21 protein-coding genes are annotated in these 20,742 nt (G+C 52.8%); 16 read left to right on the top strand and 5 right to left on the bottom strand.

The window, feature by feature from the left end; all coding sequences use genetic code 11:
• Window positions 1-188 precede the first annotated feature (188 nt).
• Both ACZ51B_RS03740 and rpsT read left to right on the top strand, forming a co-directional pair.
• Window positions 189-2,006 carry a hypothetical protein gene (locus tag ACZ51B_RS03740; protein WP_464295894.1) on the top strand — a complete coding sequence of 606 codons (1,818 nt, stop codon included), beginning with the start codon at window positions 189-191 and terminating at the stop codon, window positions 2,004-2,006.
• 90 nt (window positions 2,007-2,096) lie between these two features.
• Window positions 2,097-2,381, top strand: coding sequence for a 30S ribosomal protein S20 (gene rpsT / locus ACZ51B_RS03735; RefSeq protein WP_464295893.1), 285 nt, complete (start codon window positions 2,097-2,099; stop codon window positions 2,379-2,381).
• A 78-nt stretch (window positions 2,382-2,459) separates the two neighbouring features.
• On the opposite strand, the gene ACZ51B_RS03730 is transcribed toward rpsT, so the two are convergent.
• A complete protein-coding gene (locus tag ACZ51B_RS03730) occupies window positions 2,460-3,560 on the bottom strand; it encodes an STAS-like domain-containing protein (protein WP_464295892.1) in 1,101 nt (366 codons plus the stop codon).
• A gap of 102 nt (window positions 3,561-3,662) precedes the next feature.
• Window positions 3,663-4,178 (bottom strand): inorganic diphosphatase, encoded by a 516-nt coding sequence (locus ACZ51B_RS03725; RefSeq protein WP_464295891.1) that lies wholly within the window; start codon window positions 4,176-4,178, stop codon window positions 3,663-3,665.
• Window positions 4,179-4,308: 130 nt separating this feature from the next.
• Here ACZ51B_RS03725 and ACZ51B_RS03720 point away from each other — a divergent pair, with 130 nt between their 5' ends.
• The 5 genes from ACZ51B_RS03720 (at window position 4,309) to ACZ51B_RS03700 (ending at window position 7,365) form a co-directional block, all read left to right on the top strand.
• The gene (locus ACZ51B_RS03720) at window positions 4,309-4,632 is read left to right on the top strand and encodes a hypothetical protein (protein ID WP_464295890.1); all 324 of its coding nucleotides are present in this window, start codon (window positions 4,309-4,311) and stop codon (window positions 4,630-4,632) included.
• A 36-nt stretch (window positions 4,633-4,668) separates the two neighbouring features.
• Entirely contained in the window at window positions 4,669-5,022 is a 354-nt protein-coding gene (locus ACZ51B_RS03715) for a hypothetical protein (RefSeq protein WP_464295889.1), read from the top strand.
• Between the two features lie 74 nt (window positions 5,023-5,096).
• On the top strand, window positions 5,097-5,648 hold the full coding sequence (locus tag ACZ51B_RS03710) for an RNA polymerase sigma factor (protein ID WP_464295888.1): 552 nt from the start codon (window positions 5,097-5,099) through the stop codon (window positions 5,646-5,648).
• On the top strand, window positions 5,620-6,903 hold the full coding sequence (locus ACZ51B_RS03705) for a hypothetical protein (protein WP_464295887.1): 1,284 nt from the start codon (window positions 5,620-5,622) through the stop codon (window positions 6,901-6,903). The genes ACZ51B_RS03710 and ACZ51B_RS03705 overlap by 29 nt, the downstream gene beginning before the upstream one ends.
• Window positions 6,904-6,984: 81 nt before the next feature.
• Complete coding sequence (locus ACZ51B_RS03700) at window positions 6,985-7,365, top strand: hypothetical protein (protein WP_464295886.1); 381 nt, start codon at window positions 6,985-6,987, stop codon at window positions 7,363-7,365.
• Here ACZ51B_RS03700 and miaB read toward each other — a convergent pair.
• Both miaB and ACZ51B_RS03690 read right to left on the bottom strand, forming a co-directional pair.
• The gene (gene miaB / locus ACZ51B_RS03695) at window positions 7,358-8,755 is read right to left on the bottom strand and encodes a tRNA (N6-isopentenyl adenosine(37)-C2)-methylthiotransferase MiaB (protein WP_464295885.1); all 1,398 of its coding nucleotides are present in this window, start codon (window positions 8,753-8,755) and stop codon (window positions 7,358-7,360) included. The two genes, ACZ51B_RS03700 and miaB, sit on opposite strands and share 8 nt — an antisense overlap.
• A gap of 35 nt (window positions 8,756-8,790) precedes the next feature.
• Window positions 8,791-9,261 (bottom strand): hypothetical protein, encoded by a 471-nt coding sequence (locus ACZ51B_RS03690; RefSeq protein WP_464295884.1) that lies wholly within the window; start codon window positions 9,259-9,261, stop codon window positions 8,791-8,793.
• A 154-nt stretch (window positions 9,262-9,415) separates the two neighbouring features.
• Here ACZ51B_RS03690 and ACZ51B_RS03685 point away from each other — a divergent pair, with 154 nt between their 5' ends.
• The 4 genes from ACZ51B_RS03685 (at window position 9,416) to ACZ51B_RS03670 (ending at window position 13,246) form a co-directional block, all read left to right on the top strand.
• Window positions 9,416-10,546 (top strand): vitamin K epoxide reductase family protein, encoded by a 1,131-nt coding sequence (locus ACZ51B_RS03685; RefSeq protein ID WP_464295883.1) that lies wholly within the window; start codon window positions 9,416-9,418, stop codon window positions 10,544-10,546.
• Window positions 10,536-11,651, top strand: coding sequence for a tRNA 2-thiouridine(34) synthase MnmA (mnmA, locus tag ACZ51B_RS03680; protein ID WP_464295882.1), 1,116 nt, complete (start codon window positions 10,536-10,538; stop codon window positions 11,649-11,651). The genes ACZ51B_RS03685 and mnmA overlap by 11 nt, the downstream gene beginning before the upstream one ends.
• A 146-nt stretch (window positions 11,652-11,797) precedes the next feature.
• Window positions 11,798-12,034 (top strand): YtxH domain-containing protein, encoded by a 237-nt coding sequence (locus tag ACZ51B_RS03675; RefSeq protein WP_464295881.1) that lies wholly within the window; start codon window positions 11,798-11,800, stop codon window positions 12,032-12,034.
• Between the two features lie 9 nt (window positions 12,035-12,043).
• Window positions 12,044-13,246, top strand: coding sequence for an AI-2E family transporter (locus ACZ51B_RS03670; RefSeq protein WP_464295880.1), 1,203 nt, complete (start codon window positions 12,044-12,046; stop codon window positions 13,244-13,246).
• Here the strand turns inward: ACZ51B_RS03670 and ACZ51B_RS03665 are convergent.
• Window positions 13,223-15,322, bottom strand: a complete 2,100-nt coding sequence (locus tag ACZ51B_RS03665; protein WP_464297165.1) for a serine/threonine protein kinase — start codon at window positions 15,320-15,322, stop codon at window positions 13,223-13,225. The two genes, ACZ51B_RS03670 and ACZ51B_RS03665, sit on opposite strands and share 24 nt — an antisense overlap.
• 146 nt (window positions 15,323-15,468) lie before the next feature.
• Here ACZ51B_RS03665 and ACZ51B_RS03660 point away from each other — a divergent pair, with 146 nt between their 5' ends.
• The 5 genes from ACZ51B_RS03660 (at window position 15,469) to hpt (ending at window position 20,719) form a co-directional block, all read left to right on the top strand.
• Window positions 15,469-16,224 (top strand): hypothetical protein, encoded by a 756-nt coding sequence (locus ACZ51B_RS03660; RefSeq protein WP_464295879.1) that lies wholly within the window; start codon window positions 15,469-15,471, stop codon window positions 16,222-16,224.
• Window positions 16,225-16,240: 16 nt separating this feature from the next.
• Window positions 16,241-17,266 (top strand): M28 family peptidase, encoded by a 1,026-nt coding sequence (locus ACZ51B_RS03655; RefSeq protein WP_464295878.1) that lies wholly within the window; start codon window positions 16,241-16,243, stop codon window positions 17,264-17,266.
• Entirely contained in the window at window positions 17,203-18,456 is a 1,254-nt protein-coding gene (locus tag ACZ51B_RS03650) for a hypothetical protein (RefSeq protein WP_464295877.1), read from the top strand. The genes ACZ51B_RS03655 and ACZ51B_RS03650 overlap by 64 nt, the downstream gene beginning before the upstream one ends.
• 203 nt (window positions 18,457-18,659) lie before the next feature.
• Window positions 18,660-20,192 (top strand): glutamine-hydrolyzing GMP synthase, encoded by a 1,533-nt coding sequence (gene guaA, locus ACZ51B_RS03645; RefSeq protein ID WP_464295876.1) that lies wholly within the window; start codon window positions 18,660-18,662, stop codon window positions 20,190-20,192.
• An 8-nt stretch (window positions 20,193-20,200) separates the two neighbouring features.
• Window positions 20,201-20,719, top strand: a complete 519-nt coding sequence (hpt, locus tag ACZ51B_RS03640) for a hypoxanthine phosphoribosyltransferase (protein WP_464295875.1) — start codon at window positions 20,201-20,203, stop codon at window positions 20,717-20,719.
• The last annotated feature ends 23 nt before the right edge of the window (window positions 20,720-20,742 follow it).

Raw genomic sequence — 20,742 nt, 5'->3', positions numbered from 1 at the left:
CCCGGTGCGGCATATTGCCGGCCCGTATATGTATCGGCATTAATAAGTTTGAGTATCACCCGCTAGGCCAAAACTCATACTCAAGTAGCAATTATCAGACGGTAGCCTCAAGATCAGATGTAGTTTTAACAAGGCCGAACCTGGCATAATAGGTGGTTGCGCACTATCCGTGCGCTACGAGGACACCTTTGGCAAAGACACCAGCGATTAAGCAAGAAGAAGAGTTCGCACGAGCCTACGCAGACCGACTCATTTTAGAGAAGCTCCACGAAATGGAGTCCGCTGTGAAGCTAGGTGAGCTGGCGGACAAGCTCTCTGGAGTAGGCATCAGCTTATCCACCGTCCGAGCGCTGCTGGCCTCTAACCCAGATCGATTTGCATACCACGAGCGACGCTGGATCCCCGCTGCGAGACTACAGGGATTGGGCCGACCGTTCACCGAGTCGCTTGCAATCACTCTAGATCGCTTTGGCGGCCCTATGCAGTTCGAAATTCTGGCCTCAGAAATCTCCCGCGTTCGAAGAGAGCCAATCGAGCTAGTAGAAGCCAACGTCGAAAGAGTTGCACAGGTTGATAAGTCCTTCGTGATCACGAAAGATGGATTTGTCGCCCTCTCCCGATGGGGATTCTTTGCGACTGATGAAAAGCTGGCACGAGCTCTCGCTCTCAACCAGGTCACCGACGAAGAACTAGAAGAAGCAAAAGCCAAACTCGCCGACGTTAACTGGAGACTCCCAGGCGCAGCAGCTAAGGCACTCGAAATCGGTGCGCCGATGCGAGCCAAGGTGCTCGGAGCCGTTGCCTACGCAACCCTCAACAGCCCAGATCCTAAGACGATTTTGATGTGCGACTCACGACAAGTGTTCGCAGATCTCCTTGCTGTACCAGGCTACGTATTCGCAGCCGACGGCATGTTCTATCCCGAAATCGATACCAAGAAGTGGATCTCTGCCGCTGTAAAGCTGGCAGATCGCCTGGCCCCAACAGTGGAACTTGACGATGCCGCTCCAATCGAAGTGAAGGCTGAAGACATCGATAAGCTGATCGCGAAGATTCTTGGAAGCGAGTCCTCTTACACGGCAACTCGACTGCTGGAAGAGAACTACGAGATCACCATCGGCAACAAGACCTTCCCAGACGACCTTGCCAACATGATGGACGCGCTCAAGGGCAGCGACAAACTTCAGTGGGTGGGTGGAGATCGATTTAGAAAGAACGGCGACGTTCCCGACTATATCCACGAAGTCCCAGAGCCGTTCCAGTTCGAGACAAACGACATTCTCGACGAAGAAGGCGAGCCTGTCGATGTTGAACTTACAGACGATGGTCTCAGCACCACCCTACGTAAGCTTCTTCAGCACCCTCTCGCAACGGACGTGATGGATGAGGATGTGCAGCCAGCGCCTAAGACCATGCCAGAAGGCGTGCGACTCGTTCTGAAGTCAATCCACAGAGAACTCGGAACCTTCCCGCTCTGCCAAATTCCTACAGAGTGGCTCGATGCAGATCCTAAGCTTCAAGAGCTGATCTTCATCGACGCAGCAGGACGAGAGCTCCAGGTTTGGATGAACACCGAAGCTCGACTCATGTACAACCTGTTCGACTGGTGGTACGAGCAGCCTGTTGAGAACGGTGCAGTATTCACACTTACCAAGACCAGCAAGCCAAACGTTCTCGAATTCGAATGGCTCGACCAGCCAGATCCGGTTGTCTACATCAGCAGCCAGAGAATGGAAGAGCTTCGACAAATCGCAACCGAAGCAGAAGGAAAGACCACTCTGGATCTCTTGATCCAAGTAATGGGCCACTGGCCAAAGGGTGCCGACTTCTTGACGCTCCTCGCAGAAGTCAACGTTGTTCGACGATCAAGCCGACGCCTGATCGCTTCGCTCCTGTCCAGCTATCAATGCTTCTACCAGCGATCAGGTAGCCCTGTGTGGCACTTCGACGCCAAGAAGGTTGATCAAGGCTTCGACAAGACGAAGAAGAAATTCATCAAGAAGTAAACAAAACGACCAGTGGTCAAGCAGCCGAAAACAAGTTGCTTGATCACTTTTCCCGAGACATCGGGTATATTACAATTTCGCGACTAAACCATGGCAAATATCAAATCAAGCAAGAAGGATCTTCGACGGAACGCTAAGAACCGTGCACGAAACCAGCAGACCAAGAGTGCGTTGAAGACGTACGTTAAGAAAGTTCGAGTAGCTGCGGCTGCTAGCGACAAGGAACTGGTTACGACTGCACTCGTCACCGCTGTAAAGAACCTAGACAAGGCTGCTCAGCGAGGCGTTATCCACAAGAACCAAGCTGCTCGACGAAAGTCACGAATTGCGAAAGCTGCTAATAAGGCTCTCAAAGCCGAAGCAGCAACAGCCTAGTAGCTGTAAATTTGCCTAAAGAAGTCCGGTAGTTCAATGAACTACCGGACTCTTTTATTTGCGTCTCACCGACTGAAGTTACGCGATGGAACGGGCTGCTAGTGCCTCAGCATCCACAACAGCGCTTGTGTAAACTACCGTGGGACGACCCTCGGCAAGGGCACGAGTAATCATGCGAGCAACGCTCGGATTCGCATTCTTATGGAGAAGCGTCACATGAGGATGTGACTGCGCATATACTCGGAAGATCTGGTCGGCAAACGCCTGCCCAATGAGCGGTACCCCTGCGAAATCAAGCACGATCTCCTGGAACCGATCAAGGCGGTTCAAAAGCCGCTCAGCCTGCGACCGTGAGGTCAGTGCGGTGTTACCAATACGAGCCGAGTTCACAGGGATCTCCGTGCGACTAAAGCCGTAGCTCGTGTCATTGGTGGCGGTGAACGATTCGATCACAGAATTGAAAGTCCGAGTCGAGTTGAGACTCAAAAGCATGGACACATAGGTTCCATCACGAGGAGCCATCTGGATTGACTCAACACTCCACTGCTTATCGGCTCCAGCAACGAGTGTAACCCCGGAACAAGAAATCGTAAACTGATCAAAGCAGCGGGTAGTGAAGTAAAGACCCTCACCCGAGTGACGATTAGGATCCGTCGTAAACTTGCCCTTCGCCATCTCCAGCACCGCATGTCGTCGATCTTCCAGATTCAGCAACGGCTGAACCGTGTTAAACACACCCGCACCATCGTCCATCACCACAAACTGAACATCAGCGGCAGTCACAGTCAACTGGATGAAAACTGTCTCGCCCCCAGAGTGATGGAGAGCATTGTTCACAATTTCAGTGAAGCCGTAATGGCAGATGTCAGAAACATTGCCTGGAAGGTTGCGAAGCAGTTCTGCAAAGTTCTGCTCGAAGATCACATCCTCTTGGACACCTTCGTGAATATCGACACGAGTGCTCTTCTTAATAAGAGGTTTCAACTGATACTTGCGTGCGTTGAGGGGACCATCCACTGTGAGTAGTCCCTGCTGGACTAACCGGTGTAGATGCCCTCTAGCAGATGATCGTGAAATCTGGAATCGATCGCTGAGTAGCGATACGAGCCCAATTGGGTTGAGTCTGACAGTGTTCAAAATGAACTGTCGGATCTCCGTTCGTTTTTGATAAGACGCCATAGTGTCTTCATCGGTATGTTCCCCCGGCAATTGTAGGGGGAAATAAGACGATTTTTTGGCACAGAAAAGCCGCCCAAACTTGCACGTTTGGGCGGCTAAAGACTACTGGGTCTTATCGGTTCTGTACTTCTCAATCAGGGCAACTGCTACGTCCCGATCTTCCCATCCGTAGATCTCTACAGACTTCTCTTCGAGTGTCTTATAGACCTCAAAGAAGTGGGTGAGCTCTTTCAAAGTATGCTCGTTCAACTGATCCAAAGAGGTCCGGTATCCATATCGAGGATCCTTGGTCGCAACGCAAAGGATCTTCTCATCTGGCCCCTTTTCATCGGACATCTTCAAAACGCCAATCGCCGATGCTTCAATCACGCAGCCTGGGAAGGTTGGATGCGAGAGAAGTACAAGGACGTCCAGAGGGTCACCATCTAGGTAATGCGTCTGCGGGATATAACCATAGTCGAACGGATAGAACAGTGGCGAGTAGAGAACGCGATCCAGCTTGATGGTTCCTGTCTCGGCATCCACTTCGTACTTGTTCGTACTGCCCCGTGGGATCTCGATGACCGTATTGAAAACCTCAGGTGCATTTGGGCCGATCTTGGCATTAAGAAGAGACATGCTGCACTGAGGGTACCCGTCCTCGCAGCTCCTTTACCTGTTAGCAACGCGAGAGATTGTGTTTGATTAAGGAACCGATGACAGTTTAGTGACGTTTGTCACTCAGGTCTATGGAATCTCACTTTTGATCATGCGTGGAACACTCGAACAAAAAGAAAATCTCCGCACACGAGGCACATACATGTTCCTCGGAGGACTCTTAGCGTTTAGTAGTGCCTTAGCCCTGCTGGTTTTGACTCAAGGGAAGAGCGAAGTCGCAGACTCTATGGCCAGCTTCCTCATGCTGTTTGGAGCTGTCGAAGGCCTTGTGGGGTCTTGCAACTACGCCTTGAGCAAGGGCTACGGTCTTATCTATGGTTTCTTCGGTTTAGTAACGCTAGCCTTCCTGCCTGATCTTTACAAAGTCGAAGATTCAGCGGATACGCAAGCCCGTTCCAAAGCCAGCCTATGCTAGTGGGGGATAGGGTATCGTGTCCGCTTAGACATACCCATGGAGATTTACGGAACTTTCGAGGAGAAGAAGGATCTCCAGAAGAAGGCAAGCATCTACGCAGGCGCAGGATTTATCATCCTCGCCATCATACGATTCACGCCGCTACTAACAGTCGTAAACAGCATGAACTCCATGCCGGCAACCGGCCTAACCCTTGCCTTCATCGCCGCAGGAATCACGCTCTGGTTCTGGGGTCTAGGCTTCTACTGCCGAAGCAAAGGCTACGCAGCCATCCTCGCGGTCGTCGGTCTTTTCGCCGTAATAGGAGTCCTTATCCTAGCTTTCATCCCCGACAAGTTTATCATCGTCGCTGAGTCTGAGCTAGAAAGCCCAAGTAACTATCCAAGATAAATTTCATTGCCTGATTGAACTTAGACACGCTTTGTCGGTTCTGTGGAGTTGTCTTAAGAAAGAAGAGGCACTCCTTGAGCGATCTAGAAACAGCGCAACAAATCATAGCGGGGAACAAAGAAGCGTCCGAGCAGTTTGCAAAGGACTACTATGGTTCGGTCCTCAGGTTCCACAGGCACCTCACACATCGGCTCGATGATGCGGAAGATCTAACTCTCGTTACGCTTGTAAAAGCTCGAGATGGTATGTCGTCCTTCCGCGGAGACTCATCGCTGCGGACGTGGGTCCACAGTATTGCTTTCCATGAGTACACCAAGTGGAAACGACGCCAAAGGCTCATTCAACCACTGAAGAACTGTTTTCCCTATCAAGAAAAGCGTTTCGAGCTTGTCGGAATTGCGCAAGATTTGCTCGCGGCATTGCACCAACTAACTGCATCCCAACGCGAAGTGTTCTTACTTCACGAGATCGAGCAGGTCCCCATCTCTGAGGTCGCTTCGATCGTTGGCATCCCAGAAGGCACTGTGAAGTCGCGTCTGTTTCACGCCAAGCAGAAGCTCCGGGAGCTGCTCTCATATTGCGAGGAGGACAAGGTTTATGGATCGACAACCTACGAATTTCCCTGATCAATTAATCGAAGCGGCCACTGTTCAGTTGAGGGCTGACGAACATGTTGAGCCTACTCAGGATTTCATCCATCGTTACAACAACTCGGCAGCAAAGCGAGAAAGAAGGCGCATGCCAATGCCTCTCAAGATTGCGGGGGCAGTTACACTGTGTGCTACGGTCGCAATTTGGCCCTACGGTAAAAAGAGCTCAGCCTGGTCCCAAGTTGCTTCGGCGACGCGTGCAGCGGAGAGGGTTCACATAATTTACACCGATCTGCCACAGGGTAGGAGACCATCCATCGTGGCAGAGTATTGGATCGACGGAAAGCGTTGGAGAGATCTTCTTCCTATTGGGGATGGCCGTAAGTTCTGGTCAGAAACGCGTCGAAATGGCATTTTTCGGTCATCACACAACACGTATCAGCCCTACTGGAGCGTACGACGGTTACAACCGAATGACCGCTACAACCCTCGTGAACTAATGGAAGGCTTTGATGTAAAGAAACTCCTTGCTCAGAGGGGGCACGAGTCGGATCTGCTTGAATACAAGCCGCAAACCTCTTTTAAAGATGGTAAGTACGATTACTATCGAGTCAAATCTGGTCCGAACTCGGCAGTTCGATTCTATTCTGATCCGCAGTCAGGCAAAGTGAAATACTGTCGAACAGACGACTCACTCATTACGTTTGAGTACCCGACCAGCATCGATCCGGAGATGTTCGATCCTCCTAAGAAGAGCCCTTATCCGATTCACAACATAGAAAAAGAGGAGACTCTCCTCAAATCAACTATCTTGGCCGGACACGGAATCCGAACCGTAGCTGGGTCGAAAGTTAATCTACGCCTTGTTCTCAATGGCCGAGGCAACGAACTGACAGTCCTCTGGACAGGAACACCACCAAACGGCGACATGGCACCTGCGATTCAAGTGGTTGGCAACAGTGTGAGTCAAGTATACGGTCCCACGGCCCTGACCTCAACCATCTACCGTTCGCAACAGAAACTCGCAACTCCAGCCTTCCTAAACGAGCATGTTTGGGGCATGGTTCTGGTTCTGAAAAATCCAGTTGGAACCCACGTTCATCTCAAAGTGCCCGTGTTCACCCAAGATAAGACGCAACCCATCAAAGCCCCCGACGGGAACGTAAATGGCTATAAGAGCAAAGTGGTTGGTTGGGCAGACTATCAGGAGGTTCCAATCACACGTGCAGCACCCATTCAGGAATTTCGTTTGTTCCTGGGACTTACAACGGCCGACCTACGGTATCGGTAGCACGCGAAACGAACATTCGAGATTTCCGCTTTTGAAGCGAAAAAGTCCCTTTATGTAGACGAAAAGATACCGTATTGCGGTATGGTGCATGTCGAGAGGATTTTTGTAGACATGTCCGGTACATACGAAGAGAAACGCGCGCTCGAAAAGAAGGCCTATCTGTTGATGGGAGCATCGATACTGGTCGGATTGTTCCGGGGAGTTTTCTTGATGATCAGTGATTCACTATTCCCGCTAGCGATACTCGCGCTTCTCATTGGGGTTGCGCTGTGGTTGATCGGGTTTACCGTATTCGTGAGAAGCAGGGGGTACCCAGATTCCCATGGCTGGTTCGGGGTGCTCGGTCTGATAGGCCTGCTGATCATCGTGATGAAACCAGATCAATATGAGATCATCCATCCTGAAGAGGTCGGACTAGGGTTGAATCTACCGCCAAGATACGACGCTGAGACTCCTAAATAAGCTCGCCGTGAAGGCCCCAAAGGTGCGAACTCAAAACTCGCACCTTGCCAATCCGTCCAGCACGTTCCAGAGAGCCGCTGCAGGTAACCGTCTTAATATCACGTGCATGCCCATAGAGAAGGTCAGGGTTCTTGTTTGCAGGGCCCTCTAGCAGCACCTCGATCTCCTTTCCTACAAACGTCGCGTGAATCTCGCACGTGATACGGTTTTGCATCTCGATCATGCGAGCTAGACGCTCCTTCTTCACGTCGTCAGGGATCTGATCTTTTCGATCACCGGCAGGAGTTCCTGGACGAATGGAGTACGCAAACATATAAGCAGCATCAAACCGAATCCGTTCCATCGTCCGCAGCGTGTTCTCAAACTGCTCATCCGTCTCCCCAGGAAAGCCAACGATCACATCGGTGGTGATCGCAATTCCAGGGACCGCTGCACGCAACTCCTCGACAATCTTCGTAAAGCTATCTACGGTATACAGCCGGTGCATCTCCTTCAACATGGCATCATCGCCCGACTGAAGCGGCATATGGCAGTTCTCCATTACCTTCGGGCAATCGCGAATCGCCTCAATAAGATCAGATTTGAAATCGCGAGGGTAAGGCGACGTGTATCGAATTCGTTCAATCCCAGGGATCTCCGCGAGCTGCCACAGAAGTTTGCTAAACGGAACTCGACCCTCCAAAAGGTTCTTCCCGTACGAGTTCACCGTCTGCCCAAGAAGCGTAATCTCCTTGGTCCCCTGGCTTGCCAGAGCCGCAACCTCCTCTAAGATGTGCTCCGTAGGACGAGACCGCTCGCGTCCACGCGTGGTCGGAACAATGCAGAACGTACAAAACTTGTCGCATCCGTACTGAATCGGAACAAACGCTTTCAGCTTAGCCGGGCGCCCGAGGTGACGCTGAGGAATGTCTTCCACAACAGCGCCCTTTCGCTCTGGCAGCGCCAATCTCTTCTGAAACTTATGGCTTTGAGCAGCCTCTTCCACCAAGCTAGGTAGCTGTCCCAAATCCCCTGTCCCCAACACAAAATCGACATGGGGAGCACTGCGACGGATATCCATCGCACGCGCTTGAGCCATGCACCCGCAGACTCCGATGATCACCTCAGGATGTTTCTTCTTATACAGCCCGAGCTCCCCTAGAAGGCTAAAGGCTTTATCCTCAGGTTTCTTGCGGACCGAGCAAGTGTTCAGCAGAATGACCTGAGCCTCGAAAATCGTCTCAACAGGCTTAAACCCAAGATCTTCCAGATACAGCGCCATCTGCTCGCTGTCCTCTTCGTTCATCTGACATCCCCACGTCTGTACAAAGTACGTGCCTAGCGTCATCTTGGGTCGCTGGGGTCGAACGGTTCTACCGGACGCTAGCTCACGCTGGGGGATTAAGTTCATGGGATCAGGTTAAGAATACCTTTACCGTCTTGAACCTAAACCTGAGAAAAGTCCGCCTGAATACGAGCTAGTTTGTAACCCGTCACCAGCGATGCAATGGCCCACACTCGGATACCTATGGGAAGGATTTCTTGGGCTCCGCCGATGAACAGAGGAATGGTGTCAATCCCCAAGAACACAATGCCTACCAGGAAAGCCCACCGCGCACCCTTTGCAGCTGCCCTACCAAGCGCAAAGATTCCCCCTGCCACTGCAAGGGTGAAAAACAGAGCGACGGCAACCCCAACACTGCCAAGCTTTGCCCCAATAATATCCACGATCAACACGATGTTCAATCCCAAGATCATGGTCAGCTGAGAATGAGTCAGCACCATCACGGAGTTGATTACGGTAAGCCCTGCAATCCAATAGAGCCAAGAAGCGGATGAACGGATCTTAGGGGAGTAGTTCGGAGCCTGGAAGTTCGGGCCTGGGTCCACAGGAGGCGGAATGATCGTGGGATTCACCGAGCTATTATAACGCTCCACAGATTAAGCAAATGCAAATTGGTTTCGCATATGGAACACCAACCGTGGCACGTTTGTTGTTATCTGTTGTTAGTTCGGATTACTTTGCCTGGATCGAATAATGCAGCCCACCCCAACCCGTATACTGAGTAACGTGAAGGCAAACCTTTACAATCGCATCCTGCTCGTCTTGGCATTTGCAGGCCTCTTCATTGCTGGAACCCTAAGTCTCAGCAAGCTTCTGAAGATCTCTCTTCCTTGCGGACCTTCGCACGGCTGTGATGTTGTAAACAACCATCCCTCCTCTGTGTGGCTCGGTGTTCCAGTTGCCTACATCGGTTTCGGAGCCTACTTCGTCTTCGCCGTCTTGGCAGTGATGCGCGGCATCAAGGGAGTGAACAACACCCGAAAGCTATCGACAATAGGCTTTGCCATGGCCATCGGAGGCGCCCTCACGAGCGTCGGGTTGCAACTCTACTCCTACACGGTCATCCATGCGATCTGCATTTACTGCTTCGCATCTGCAGTGACTATGGTGATTACCGCAGGGTTCTACGCAGCTTTAGTGCAGTCGCTCGACGAAGTCGCATCACCTGAAGCACCAGCTGGCGGCATGTTAGACACCCTGCTTCCCGTTGGTTTGTCACTTGTGCTTGCAATTGCTCTGACCGTCCAAGGCTACATTGCCAAATACAGCGTTGCCTCCCGGCAAGTGATCCCAACCTCCGTGGTGGAAAGTGTCCAGATGGTGCCAAAGAACCCAAACATCTATGGCGATCCATCTTCCCCCATCACGATCATCGAGTTCGCCGACATGATGTGTCCTTCGTGTCAGACAAATTCGCCACAACTTAAAGAGTTCGTACGACAGCATCCTGGAAAGGTCCAGGTCATCTATCGCCATTTCCCATTGGAGAAGCTCCACCCGCTTGGCCCCCTCGCCGCGTTTATTGGCGAGTACGCAGCCGAGAAAGGGAAGTTCTGGGAATTCACTTTGGCTGTGATGGCCACTCACAAGAACATGGACGATCCCAACGATGTGTTCAACATAGCCCAGTCCATTGGGCTGGATACGAACAACATCAAGCAGCGTATCGATAACACCAGTGATCCAATTTACGATAGGCTCACCAATGATCGAAACGCTGGCAATGGCTTGGGTGTCAAAGGAACGCCCACCTTCTGTGTCCTCCTCAAGGGGCATCCAACCCAAGCTTTCGGCTGGGACTCGCTAAACGAAGCTTTGAAGGCACCACCTTACGTAGAAATCATCGATGGCAAGTAAGAAAGGAACGGTATTGGTCGCCATGTCCGGCGGCGTGGATAGTAGTGTCGCGGCTGCATTGTTGGTAAAGCGGGGCTACGATGTCATCGGACTGACCATGCAAATTTGGCAGGAGAGCCAAACCGATCCTCGCCACGCTGGCTGCTGCTCCCTGGGAGCCGTCGAAGATGCCCGCCGAGTCGCACGCGTGCTCGGCATCCCGCACTACGTCATGAACTTCAAAGAGGAGTTCCGCGCCAACGTCATCCAGAACTTCATCGACGAGTACGCAGCAGGAAGAACCCCCAACCCCTGTGTTCAGTGCAACAAGCACGTTAAGTTTGAGGTCTTGCTCCAAAAGATGAAAGAGCTAGGCTGCGACCGACTCGCAACCGGCCACTACGCCCGAATCCGAAAGGACTCCACTGGCTGGCACCGCCTCATGCAAGCTCGCGGCAACGAGAAAGATCAAAGCTACGTCTTGTACATGCTCGACCAGGATCAACTCAGCCAGTCCTGGTTCCCCCTCGGTGACATGCCGAGCAAGGAAGCCACGCGACAGCTCGCCGAAGACCTCGGACTCCACCTCGCCAACAAGCCCGACTCCCAAGAAATCTGCTTCGTCAGCGAGGCAGGCGGCTACACAGAATTTCTCAGAAAGAGCCGCCCAGACATCTTCGGCAAAGGCGAAATCGTCGATGCAGAAGGCAAGGTCATGGGTGAGCACGACGGCGTCGCCGACTACACCGTAGGTCAAAGAAGAGGTATCGGCCTCACGGCACGAAACGGCCGTCCGCTCTACGTGCTGGAGCTCAAGCCGAAAGAGAACAAAGTCGTCGTCGGCGATTCCGACCTCCTCCTTCAAAAGGAAGTCCCTCTCGACGAACTGCACTGGGCACTCCCGCCAGAAGATCGAGTGCGCGTCAAGGCCAAAATCCGATACAACATGGTGGCGATGCCAGCGACCCTCATCGGCGGAGACCAACCTAAGCTTGTCTTCGACAAACCCGTGCGAGCCGTGTCACCTGGTCAGATCGCAGTCGCCTACAAAGGAAGGACTGTATGTGCAGGCGGAACCATTTCAGGCGGAGCAAAGATCGAGCCGCCCCAACTCACGGCAGTTTAAGCACGTTTTTTCGGATATAAGCCCTATGCACATGGCTTTTTGTGCCTATAGTGAATCATTGTCAACAAAGCGGAACGCTTGTGCGGCGAAGTGCCCTGCATTTATGCGGTGCACGTAGAATAAACTACTTACGGAGGAGTCTCGGATTGAGTAACAACAATAACGACGAAAGCAATGCTTTACTTTACATGCTCGCGGGTGTAGGCCTTGGAGCCATCATCGGAGCCGCGGCAGGTCTACTCTTTGCCCCTAAAAAGGGTGAGGACTTGCGAGGCGATCTGAACGATAAGTTCAAAGAGCTTAAAGGCAAAACCGAAGAATGGGTTACCGAACAACGAGCTAAGCGCGCAATTGACAGCGCAGCTGAAGAGCTGGGCGTCTAAACTAACTTGATGAATGGTTGGAGAATCTTCCTCTGGGCAGCCCTTGTTGTGGGAAGCCTTTTCTTTCTCTATTTAGTCAGAGGGATTCTCCTTCCTTTCATCGTCTCCTTTATCCTCGCAGCTCTTCTAGAGCCCACGGTGCGCAAGCTCCGTCTCAAGGGAATGTCCCGCAAAGGTGCAGTCTCCCTGGTCATGGTTCTGTTCATCAGTGTGGTCGCCGGCGGGGCCATCCTCATCACCCCAACCGTTTCCCGTGAAGGCAAAATCCTCAGCGACAAAGTCCAAGAACTCACAGCGACGCTTTCAAAAACAAACGAGAACGATAACTTCTTTCTCCGCTGGAACCCAACCTACCAGATCCAGCAGAACGCAAACCCAAGCCAAATCGACCGACTCCTTTCGGAGAACAGAGAGGCCCTAGAACGAGTTGGCCTCCCAACGACTCGACGCGAGTTCATGGAGCAGTATGTGGATAAAAACCGTCCACAGATCGCCAAGATCCTTCAGAACTTCTCGAACTCACTCTTTGGAGTCATCACCAACGCGTTCTCTCAATTGATGTTTGTGGTGATCGTCCCGATCCTGGTCCCCCTGATCCTCCTCGAAATGGAAGACATCAAGCGCCGAACCCCCCGCTGGATCCCGCCGTCTATTCGAGACTCCATGATCAGTGTGCTTGGCGACATCGGGCAGGTGTTCTTCAAATACCTTCGGGGCATCTCCACGGTCGTCCTGCTCTACACAGCAAGTATCACTTTTCTCCTTGCCATCACGGGTGTACCAAGCTGGGTTCTTCTAGGTCCCTTGTTCGGGGCGCTCTATCTGATCCCTTACCTAGGCAATATCATGTCGGCAGTGACCGTGTTCTCGGTCGTCGGTTTTAGCGGAGTCACGGGCGGCATGTTTCACCCCTTCGCAAGCTCATGGGCCTATGCAGCGCTCGTAACCGTTCTTTATCTGGTAGTGGCATTCTCGTTCGACCACATGATCTACCCTCAGATGGTCGGCAACAGCGTTGGACTAAGCCCCGTGGTCAGTATGTTCGTGATCTTCTGCGGAGGAGCGCTGTTTGGAGTCGTCGGAATGCTCATAGCGTTCCCCCTTGCTGGCTCAGTGAAAGTCATCCTCGACCGGCTCCTAAGATTCACATCATCAACCCAAGACGGACTCCATCTTCCAAGCGTGCCTCTACGGCACCGCGCGAGCAGTTAGGAGCCGCTTTTCTAAATCTTGTGCGGTGAGCGTCACGCTACGCTCGCCACTCTTGAGGTGAGCAATCATCTCCACCGGCTCCAGCCGAAATGCGTGCTCTTCGCCGGATTCATGAAGCAGCACAATCAAGTCCCCCTGAGCCTCCACGTGAGTCACTTCGCCCAAGGAAATCCTCAGCTTCCGAAGCAGACCCCCAAATGTCACTTCAGAATCAGTGATCACAATCTGAGACTCCTGCTCCGTGTCTTCACGCGAAGCTGGCCCCTTCCACAAAATCTGGTTCTGAGGATCAAAGCCAATCTCGCCGTCAATGTAAGCCTGCAAGAGAGCCAGTTCAAGTTCTGCAACTAGATCCTCTTCCTTACCGAGCAGAGGCAGCCCCTGTGCCATTCTATGCCAGTCCTCAGGTTTCAGAGACTCCTCAATAGCGCGAATCAGCTTTCGAGACGAGGTGTCCACCAAGATCCACTCATCTCCCTTCTTATCAAACTCAGTTCGACACTTGTCGCACACCAGTCCGGCATTCGGGCTGGTCTTGCCCACGCCTAACCAACGCGCGTCCTCCAGACGGATACGTCGTCCACGATAGTTTGCGCCATAGCCAAAGGGGTCGGCATGAGTCTCCAACAGCGTCAAAACATCCCCCACGAGATCAAACTCAGCACTGCAAGCATCGCACTCCGCGTTTCCGGCACCTGGGTCAAAGCCATTAGCAATGCGCGCCCACTCCTCGGGATAAAGAACGTGATGTCCACCTGGCTCATTTGGAATGACCTTACGCCACCGGCCATCTTGAAGCAGGTCAAACTGAGCCTGACAATCCTCGCAAATCTGAATCGAATGCGACCGCCCCGATGTCTCAAGCCAATTGGAGACATCCGCAGAAGAGGAAGGCTCTGGGCTAATGCGTGTCCAGTCCCGCCCCGCCACTTCAAACTTCACATCGCACTCAGAGCAGCTCGCAATCTGTTTCCGAGAAAGCAGCGACTGCTTCTGATACGACAACAACCCGACCGAGCATTCCGGGCAGATCGTCAGAGGGTTCGAATTCTGGAAGTGTCTTAGAGGCCCCGACTTACAGTTCGGGCAAAGTCGAGTCGATATGTCTCTCTTCCGAACGTGTCCCTTATGGCACACAGGGCATGTGCCACTCCGCAAGGGCTTAAGCTCTTCTAGCAAACCGTTGCAAGCCGGACAGCCGTATCTGGGGAAACTGAAGTTCTGCGAACGATACAGCCGATCGTCTAAGGTCTGAAGCCCCTCTAGATGGCTCTTGGGTTCCTCCTCGGCAATCAAATCCCGCAGGTCAGCAATGGTCTGAGGGCGGGCTCCAAACCGAAGGTTGAGCCCCTTATCAATTGCTTCCAGCACAGAGGTCTCAACATCCTTCCGCCTACTCGTAATAGGAGTCAACTCGACGCCTGCCAACCGGTCGTTCGCGCTCTCAGGCGGAATCCCCATCAGCATGTGATAAAGAGTCGCGCACAACCCATAGATATCCGTTGCCGGTCCACGCTTGGCTCGCTCGCTGAGCTGCTCAGGAGGCGCATACCCTGGCGTGTACATGATCGTGTGGGTGATGTCCACATGCGATTGCCACTCCCGAGCAGAACCAAAATCGATGAGGTAAGCCGTCCCGCGAGGGGTAGTCAGAATGTTAGACGGCTTGATATCCCGGTGCAAAATGTTCTTCGCATGAATCGCCTCAACGGCTTCGAGAAGTTGGAAGAAGATATCAAGCGCCCCCACCACATCCAACGGCGCCTCCTTCTGAATCAGCCGATCAAGTGTCTGCGCGTCGGGAATATACTCGGTGGCAAAGTAAGCAGTTCCATTCTCGGCAAAAGTCGATCGAACGGGAAGAAGACTCCGAGCGCTGATTTTTCCAACAGCCCGCGCTTCAGTCAAGAAGCTCTGACGAAGCCGATGCGCATCCTCCCCAAGGTCGAGGAAACCCTCCTCGCTACGATGAAGGCCGCTTGGGGCCAGCTCCTTGATCACCACCTGCTCGCTACGCTGCAAGTCCAGTGCCACGTACACAATGCCGAAGCCCCCGCGCCCTATTTCGCGCTGAATCTCAAATCTCTCGGCTAGGAAGGTCCCATTCGGTAGTGCTACTGGGTGGTCGATGATAGATTTTAGATGATGCTCACCCCCTTGTAGTTCGGTGGCAGAATCCCTATTGGCAAGATATTTCGAATTTGTTTGGCTACAATCACATCGTGCTGCTGCTCGCGCTTGTCACTCTGACCTACCAAATACCCTCTACGGTCACCCGCTACGACGTCTCCGTCGCCTTCGACGGCTACCTCCCAGTCCTGGGCGGAAGAGAAGGAAAGGCCGAAGTTGTCATGGGAGTAGACCTCTGTGGTCTTTCAAACGATCGAGCTTCAAGCGAGATCACCGACCTCAAGATCGTACTGAACAAAGCAGTGCTCCCCTTCACTCCAAAGAGCATCCAAACCTTCTTCCCCAAAACCACCATCACCTACGCACCCAATGGAAAGATCCTGAAGAGCGATGCCCCCAACGTCAAGCTCCCCGTCCGTCTCCCAGGCCTCGACGCCAAGCGATTCCCAGATATCAGCTACCTCCCAATCGAATTCCCCGAAGGCGATCTACAAGAAGGGAAGTCATTCACCTTCAAGAAAGAGTTCGACGGCAGCGACATGCTCTACACCGTCACGCCCACTGCCATCAACGATCAAAAAGTGGAGCTGGCCATTAAGGTCGAACAGTCTTACGTCCTCTACGAAGACGCCCGCCACAATCAGATTCCAAACGACACAGACGCAGCCTTCCGAATCTCTACCGACGTCTCAGGCGAAGGCAAAGCCACTTTCCTGAGGTCTAAAGGGATGTTCGAAAAAGTATCCCTCAAGGCCCTCTCGCTAGGGCATGTCATGGAGATCAGTACCAAGAAACAATCAGATCGGAAGCTGGAGACAGTGATCACAGTCCTATTGGGCAAGAAGTAGCTGCTAAACTTCGCTCATGCTTTTCCCCCTCCTCGCGCTCTCATACGCCCGACTAGCTCAAGATTGGAACGTTGATCTCACCCCAGAAAGAAAGGTTGCCATCGAGCGAATCAATGCAGACTCCCTCAAAGGGCACCTGTCGTTCATCGCCTCTGACGCGTTAGAAGGCAGAGGCACCCCAAGCCGAGGACTGGATCTGGCAGCTGAATACATCGCAGCACAGTTCCGCAGAGCAGGTCTAGAGCCAGTCGGCGACGACGGCTATTTCCAGACCACCACCTACACCCCGCGCGGAGCAGACGCCAAGCCTGCGACCGTCCGAAACGTCATCGGCGTCCTTAGGGGCAAAGACCCCAAGCTCAAAGACACCTACGTCATGGTCACCGCACATTACGACCACTTAGGCATCAGCAAAGCCGAGGGACATCCCATCTACAACGGAGCAAACGATGATGGAAGCGGCACAGTCAGTGTCATCGAAATCGCCAACGCCCTACGAGGCATGAAGCTCAAGCGCAGCGTCGTCTTCATGACCTTTTGGGGTGAAGAGCGCGGACTGCTCGGCTCGCGCTACTACGGCAAGAAACCAATTTTCCCCGTCGACAAAACCGTCGCAGATGTGAACCTCGAACAAGTGGGTCGCACCGACGACACAGAAGGTCCACGCGTCGGAGCCGTCTCAATGACCGGCCAAGACTACAGCGACGTAGGCAAAATCTTCGAACTGGCAGGCAAGAAAGTCGACGTCAAAGTAGAGCGTCACCCTCAATTCAGCGACGCCTTCTTCAGCCGAAGTGACAACCAAGCCCTAGCCGACCTGGGTGTCCCCGCGCACACCATCTGCACCGCATTCGAATACCCCGACTACCACCAAGTAGGCGACCACTGGGACAAAGTCGACTACGTAAACATGGCGAAGATCGATAAGATGGTCGCGCTGGGGATCATGGCAATTGCCGACTCAGTAAAAGAACCTCAGTGGAACGCCACCAACTCCAAAGCAGACCCATATCGAAAGGCGAGGGAAGCGAAGAAGGGTTGACCAAGGAGCAAACACTCAACGGCAGGATGGTGCTGACGTTTTCGCTATCAGCGATTGTTGGACTCGCCGTAGGGATCAACTATCAAAACTTACAGCTAGGCATGGACGCGTTTGTTGGTACGTTGATTGCACTGTGGTGCTTGTGCCTACTGATATGGATCAGCCTATTCTTAGCTGTACTGGTCCATGAGCTTGGCCATTATCTAGCTGGATGCCTGGTCGGTTTCGACTTGCTTTATGTCTCCGTGTTCTCATGGGGAGTAAGGTTGGAGCAGTCGCGTTATAGGTTCTTCAAGTTGCCGGGAGTGAAAGGAGGCGGCCGGACGGTTATGGCACCCAGAGTGCTACACGGCTATCGAAACCGGTTTGCGCTTCTTCTTTTAGGTGGCCCCCTCGCGAGTCTTGCCTATACAGGCTGTACGCTAAAGTGGCTAGTCAGCGCCTCTTATCCGATCTCCGTTCCTCCCATCGGGCCATTCCTATGGTCATGGATGGCGCCCATCTTTGCTGTTGGGGCGCTTTCAGTCCTTCCGGCAACACTGTGGCCCTACAAGTCACGGAAAGGATCCGAGACTGACGTCTTGTGGCTATGGAATATCTATAGAGACCAATTTGATGAGCATCGTTTGTGCTGCAACCTGCTGCTCTCCAAGATGGCGTTTGAAGGCGTTAGACCCAGAGATTGGAATCGAGAATGGGTAGATGGTCAGTGTGGGATCACGGACAATTCGGAAGCAGAGCTTCGAGGCCTGATCATGAAGGCAGATCACCTATCCGACCTAAGCTCTCCCGAACTAGAAGCTTGCCTCAAAAGACAAGCCGAAATATTGGAAGGGCTAACCCATTATTCAAGATCCACGATATTCAAGATCGCCTGTCTTCAACAGGCTTTTTACGCATTTGAAAACGGAGACATGGACGGTGGGACTTGTTGGCTAGACAAGTGCGCCGAGCCTTGCGCGGACACAAGGGCTGAGTTTCTATTGTGCAAAGCATTGAGAGCGGCCTGCGATGGTCAACTTGATGAGGCTGAATCTCTAACGAACCGGGCAGAAGCAGAACTCCGTGATTACATTCGTGATGTAGGCGGTAAGCGCGAGCAAGAGTTTGACAAGATTGAATCGCTAAGGCAAAGGGTTCAGGAGCTTCGACAATGTGATAAAACGGAGGGCGAGATACTCACTAATTGAGAGGCCTAGAATGTGGAAAACTCGTGGATATCCCCATTCTAGTGAGGATAAGTCAAGCAAAACCTGTTAAAACTACTGCATTTATGCTCAGGACTGAACGATTGCAAACAACACACCAATGTCGCGTTAGTCCCTCTCGAAGCCCATCCCACACAACTTTCCAGCACCGCAACCCACTGATCTGAAAAGGGTACAATCTCGCCTTGAAGCACCAGCGAGTTCTCGTAATCGATTTTGGCGGACAGTACACGCAACTGATCGTACGACGCGTCCGCGAGCTTGGCATCTACTCAGAAATGGTCCCCTGGACCAACGGAGCCGAGCGAATTACCCAAGATCAGCCCGACGCAGTAATCCTAAGCGGCGGCCCAAGATCTGTCCTTGAAGAAGGCGCTCCCACACTAGACCTGAGCGTTCTCGAAGGCATCCCAACACTGGGAATCTGCTACGGACAGCAACTCATGGCACACCTGCTCGGCGGCAAAGTCGAGAAGGCCTCTCACAAAGAGTACGGCCACCGCCACCTAGTCTCAACCCAGCCAAGCGGTTCACTCGTTTCAGGCCTTTCCAGTGATGTTGTCTGGATGAGCCACGGAGACCAGGTCCTCGAAGTCCCATCCGGATTCACCATCACCGCCAGCACCGAGAGCTGCCCAGTAGCCGGGTTTGAGAACCCAGTCGCCAAGCAGTACGGCATCCAGTTCCACCCAGAAGTCACCCACACCCCAGACGGCAAGACGGTCCTGCGAAGGTTCCTTCTAGAAGCAGCCCAACTGAAAGGCGACTGGACCAGCGAGAGCTTTATCGAAGAAGAGATCGCCAAAATTCGAGAGACTGTCGGCCCAGAAGGGAAGGTGCTCTGCGCCGTTTCCGGAGGCGTCGATTCCTCTGTCATGGCAGCCCTCCTCATCCGTGCCATCGGAGATCGAGCAGTCTGCGTATTCGTAGACCACGGCCTCCTGCGCAAAGGCGAAGCCGAGCAGGTCATCGAAACCTTCTCAACACACTTCAAAGGGAGCCTCAAAGCCTTCCACGAGCATGATCGATTCTTTGGCGCACTCAAAGACCTCAAAGACCCAGAACTCAAGCGAAAAGCCGTCGGCGAGCAGTTCGTCCGAGTCTTCGAAGATCACGCCAACGAACTCAAAGGTTGCGACTTCCTAGCGCAAGGCACCCTCTATCCAGACGTCATCGAATCAGGCTCCCCCACGGCCGCCAAAATCAAAACCCACCACAACGTAGGCGGCCTCCCAGACTGGATGCGCATGAAGCTCATCGAGCCTCTGCGCTGGCTCTTCAAAGACGAAGTCCGCGAAGTAGGCCGAAAACTAGGTCTACCCGATGACATGGTCGACCGCGAACCATTCCCAGGCCCCGGTCTCTCCGTCCGAGTTCTAGGTGAGGTCACTCCAGAAAGAGTCAAAATGACTCAAGAAGCAGACTGGATCTTCCGCTCAGTTCTCAAGGAAAAGGGCCTGAATAAAGGCATCTGGCAAAGCTATGCAGCTCTCCTCGATGTCCGCTCCGTCGGCGTCATGGGCGACGAGCGAACCTATGAGCAGCCTATCGTCCTAAGAGCCGTCGAAAGCGAAGACGCCATGACCGCAAGAGCTGTTGCCCTCCCGTTCGATGTCCTTGAGCACATTGCGAACCGCATCGTGAACGAGGTACAAGGCGTTAACCGAGTGTTTTACGACCTCACCAGTAAGCCGCCGGCCACTATCGAACTCGAGTAGCAGACCTTATGGCGTTGGACGTTTTATTCTCTGAATCACAAATTCAGGCAAAAGTACAAGAGATGGCGGGGCTCATTGATGCCGAGTATCAAGATGAGCCCGTCCTCCTCATAGGAGTCCTAAAAGGCTCAATCCACTTTCTCTCAGACCTCGCCAGAGCGCTCAAAACTGAGGCGAGTTTGGACTTCATGCAAGTGAGCAGCTACGGTCACGGGCAAGTTTCTTCAGGAAATGTTCAAATTCGCAAAGATTTAGACATCAATATCGAAGGATTGAACGTCTTAATAGTCGAGGATATAGTGGATACAGGGACAACCCTGAACCACTTGAGAGAGCTTCTCTCAACTCGAAAGCCCAAGTCACTAAAAGTAGCTTGTCTGCTTTCAAAACCCGAAGCAAGAAAAACGAATCCAATAGTTGAACACATTGGTTTCGAGATTCCGAACGAATTCGTGGTAGGATATGGTTTAGATTACGCAGAGAGGTATCGAAACCTCCCGTATATCGCCATTCTCCGCGAAGGCTAACACCCTCTATTTGGACGCCTTGT

The organism is Fimbriimonas sp. LA-C6 (assembly GCF_055398105.1).
This window is presented reverse-complemented; position numbering and strand designations above follow the sequence as displayed.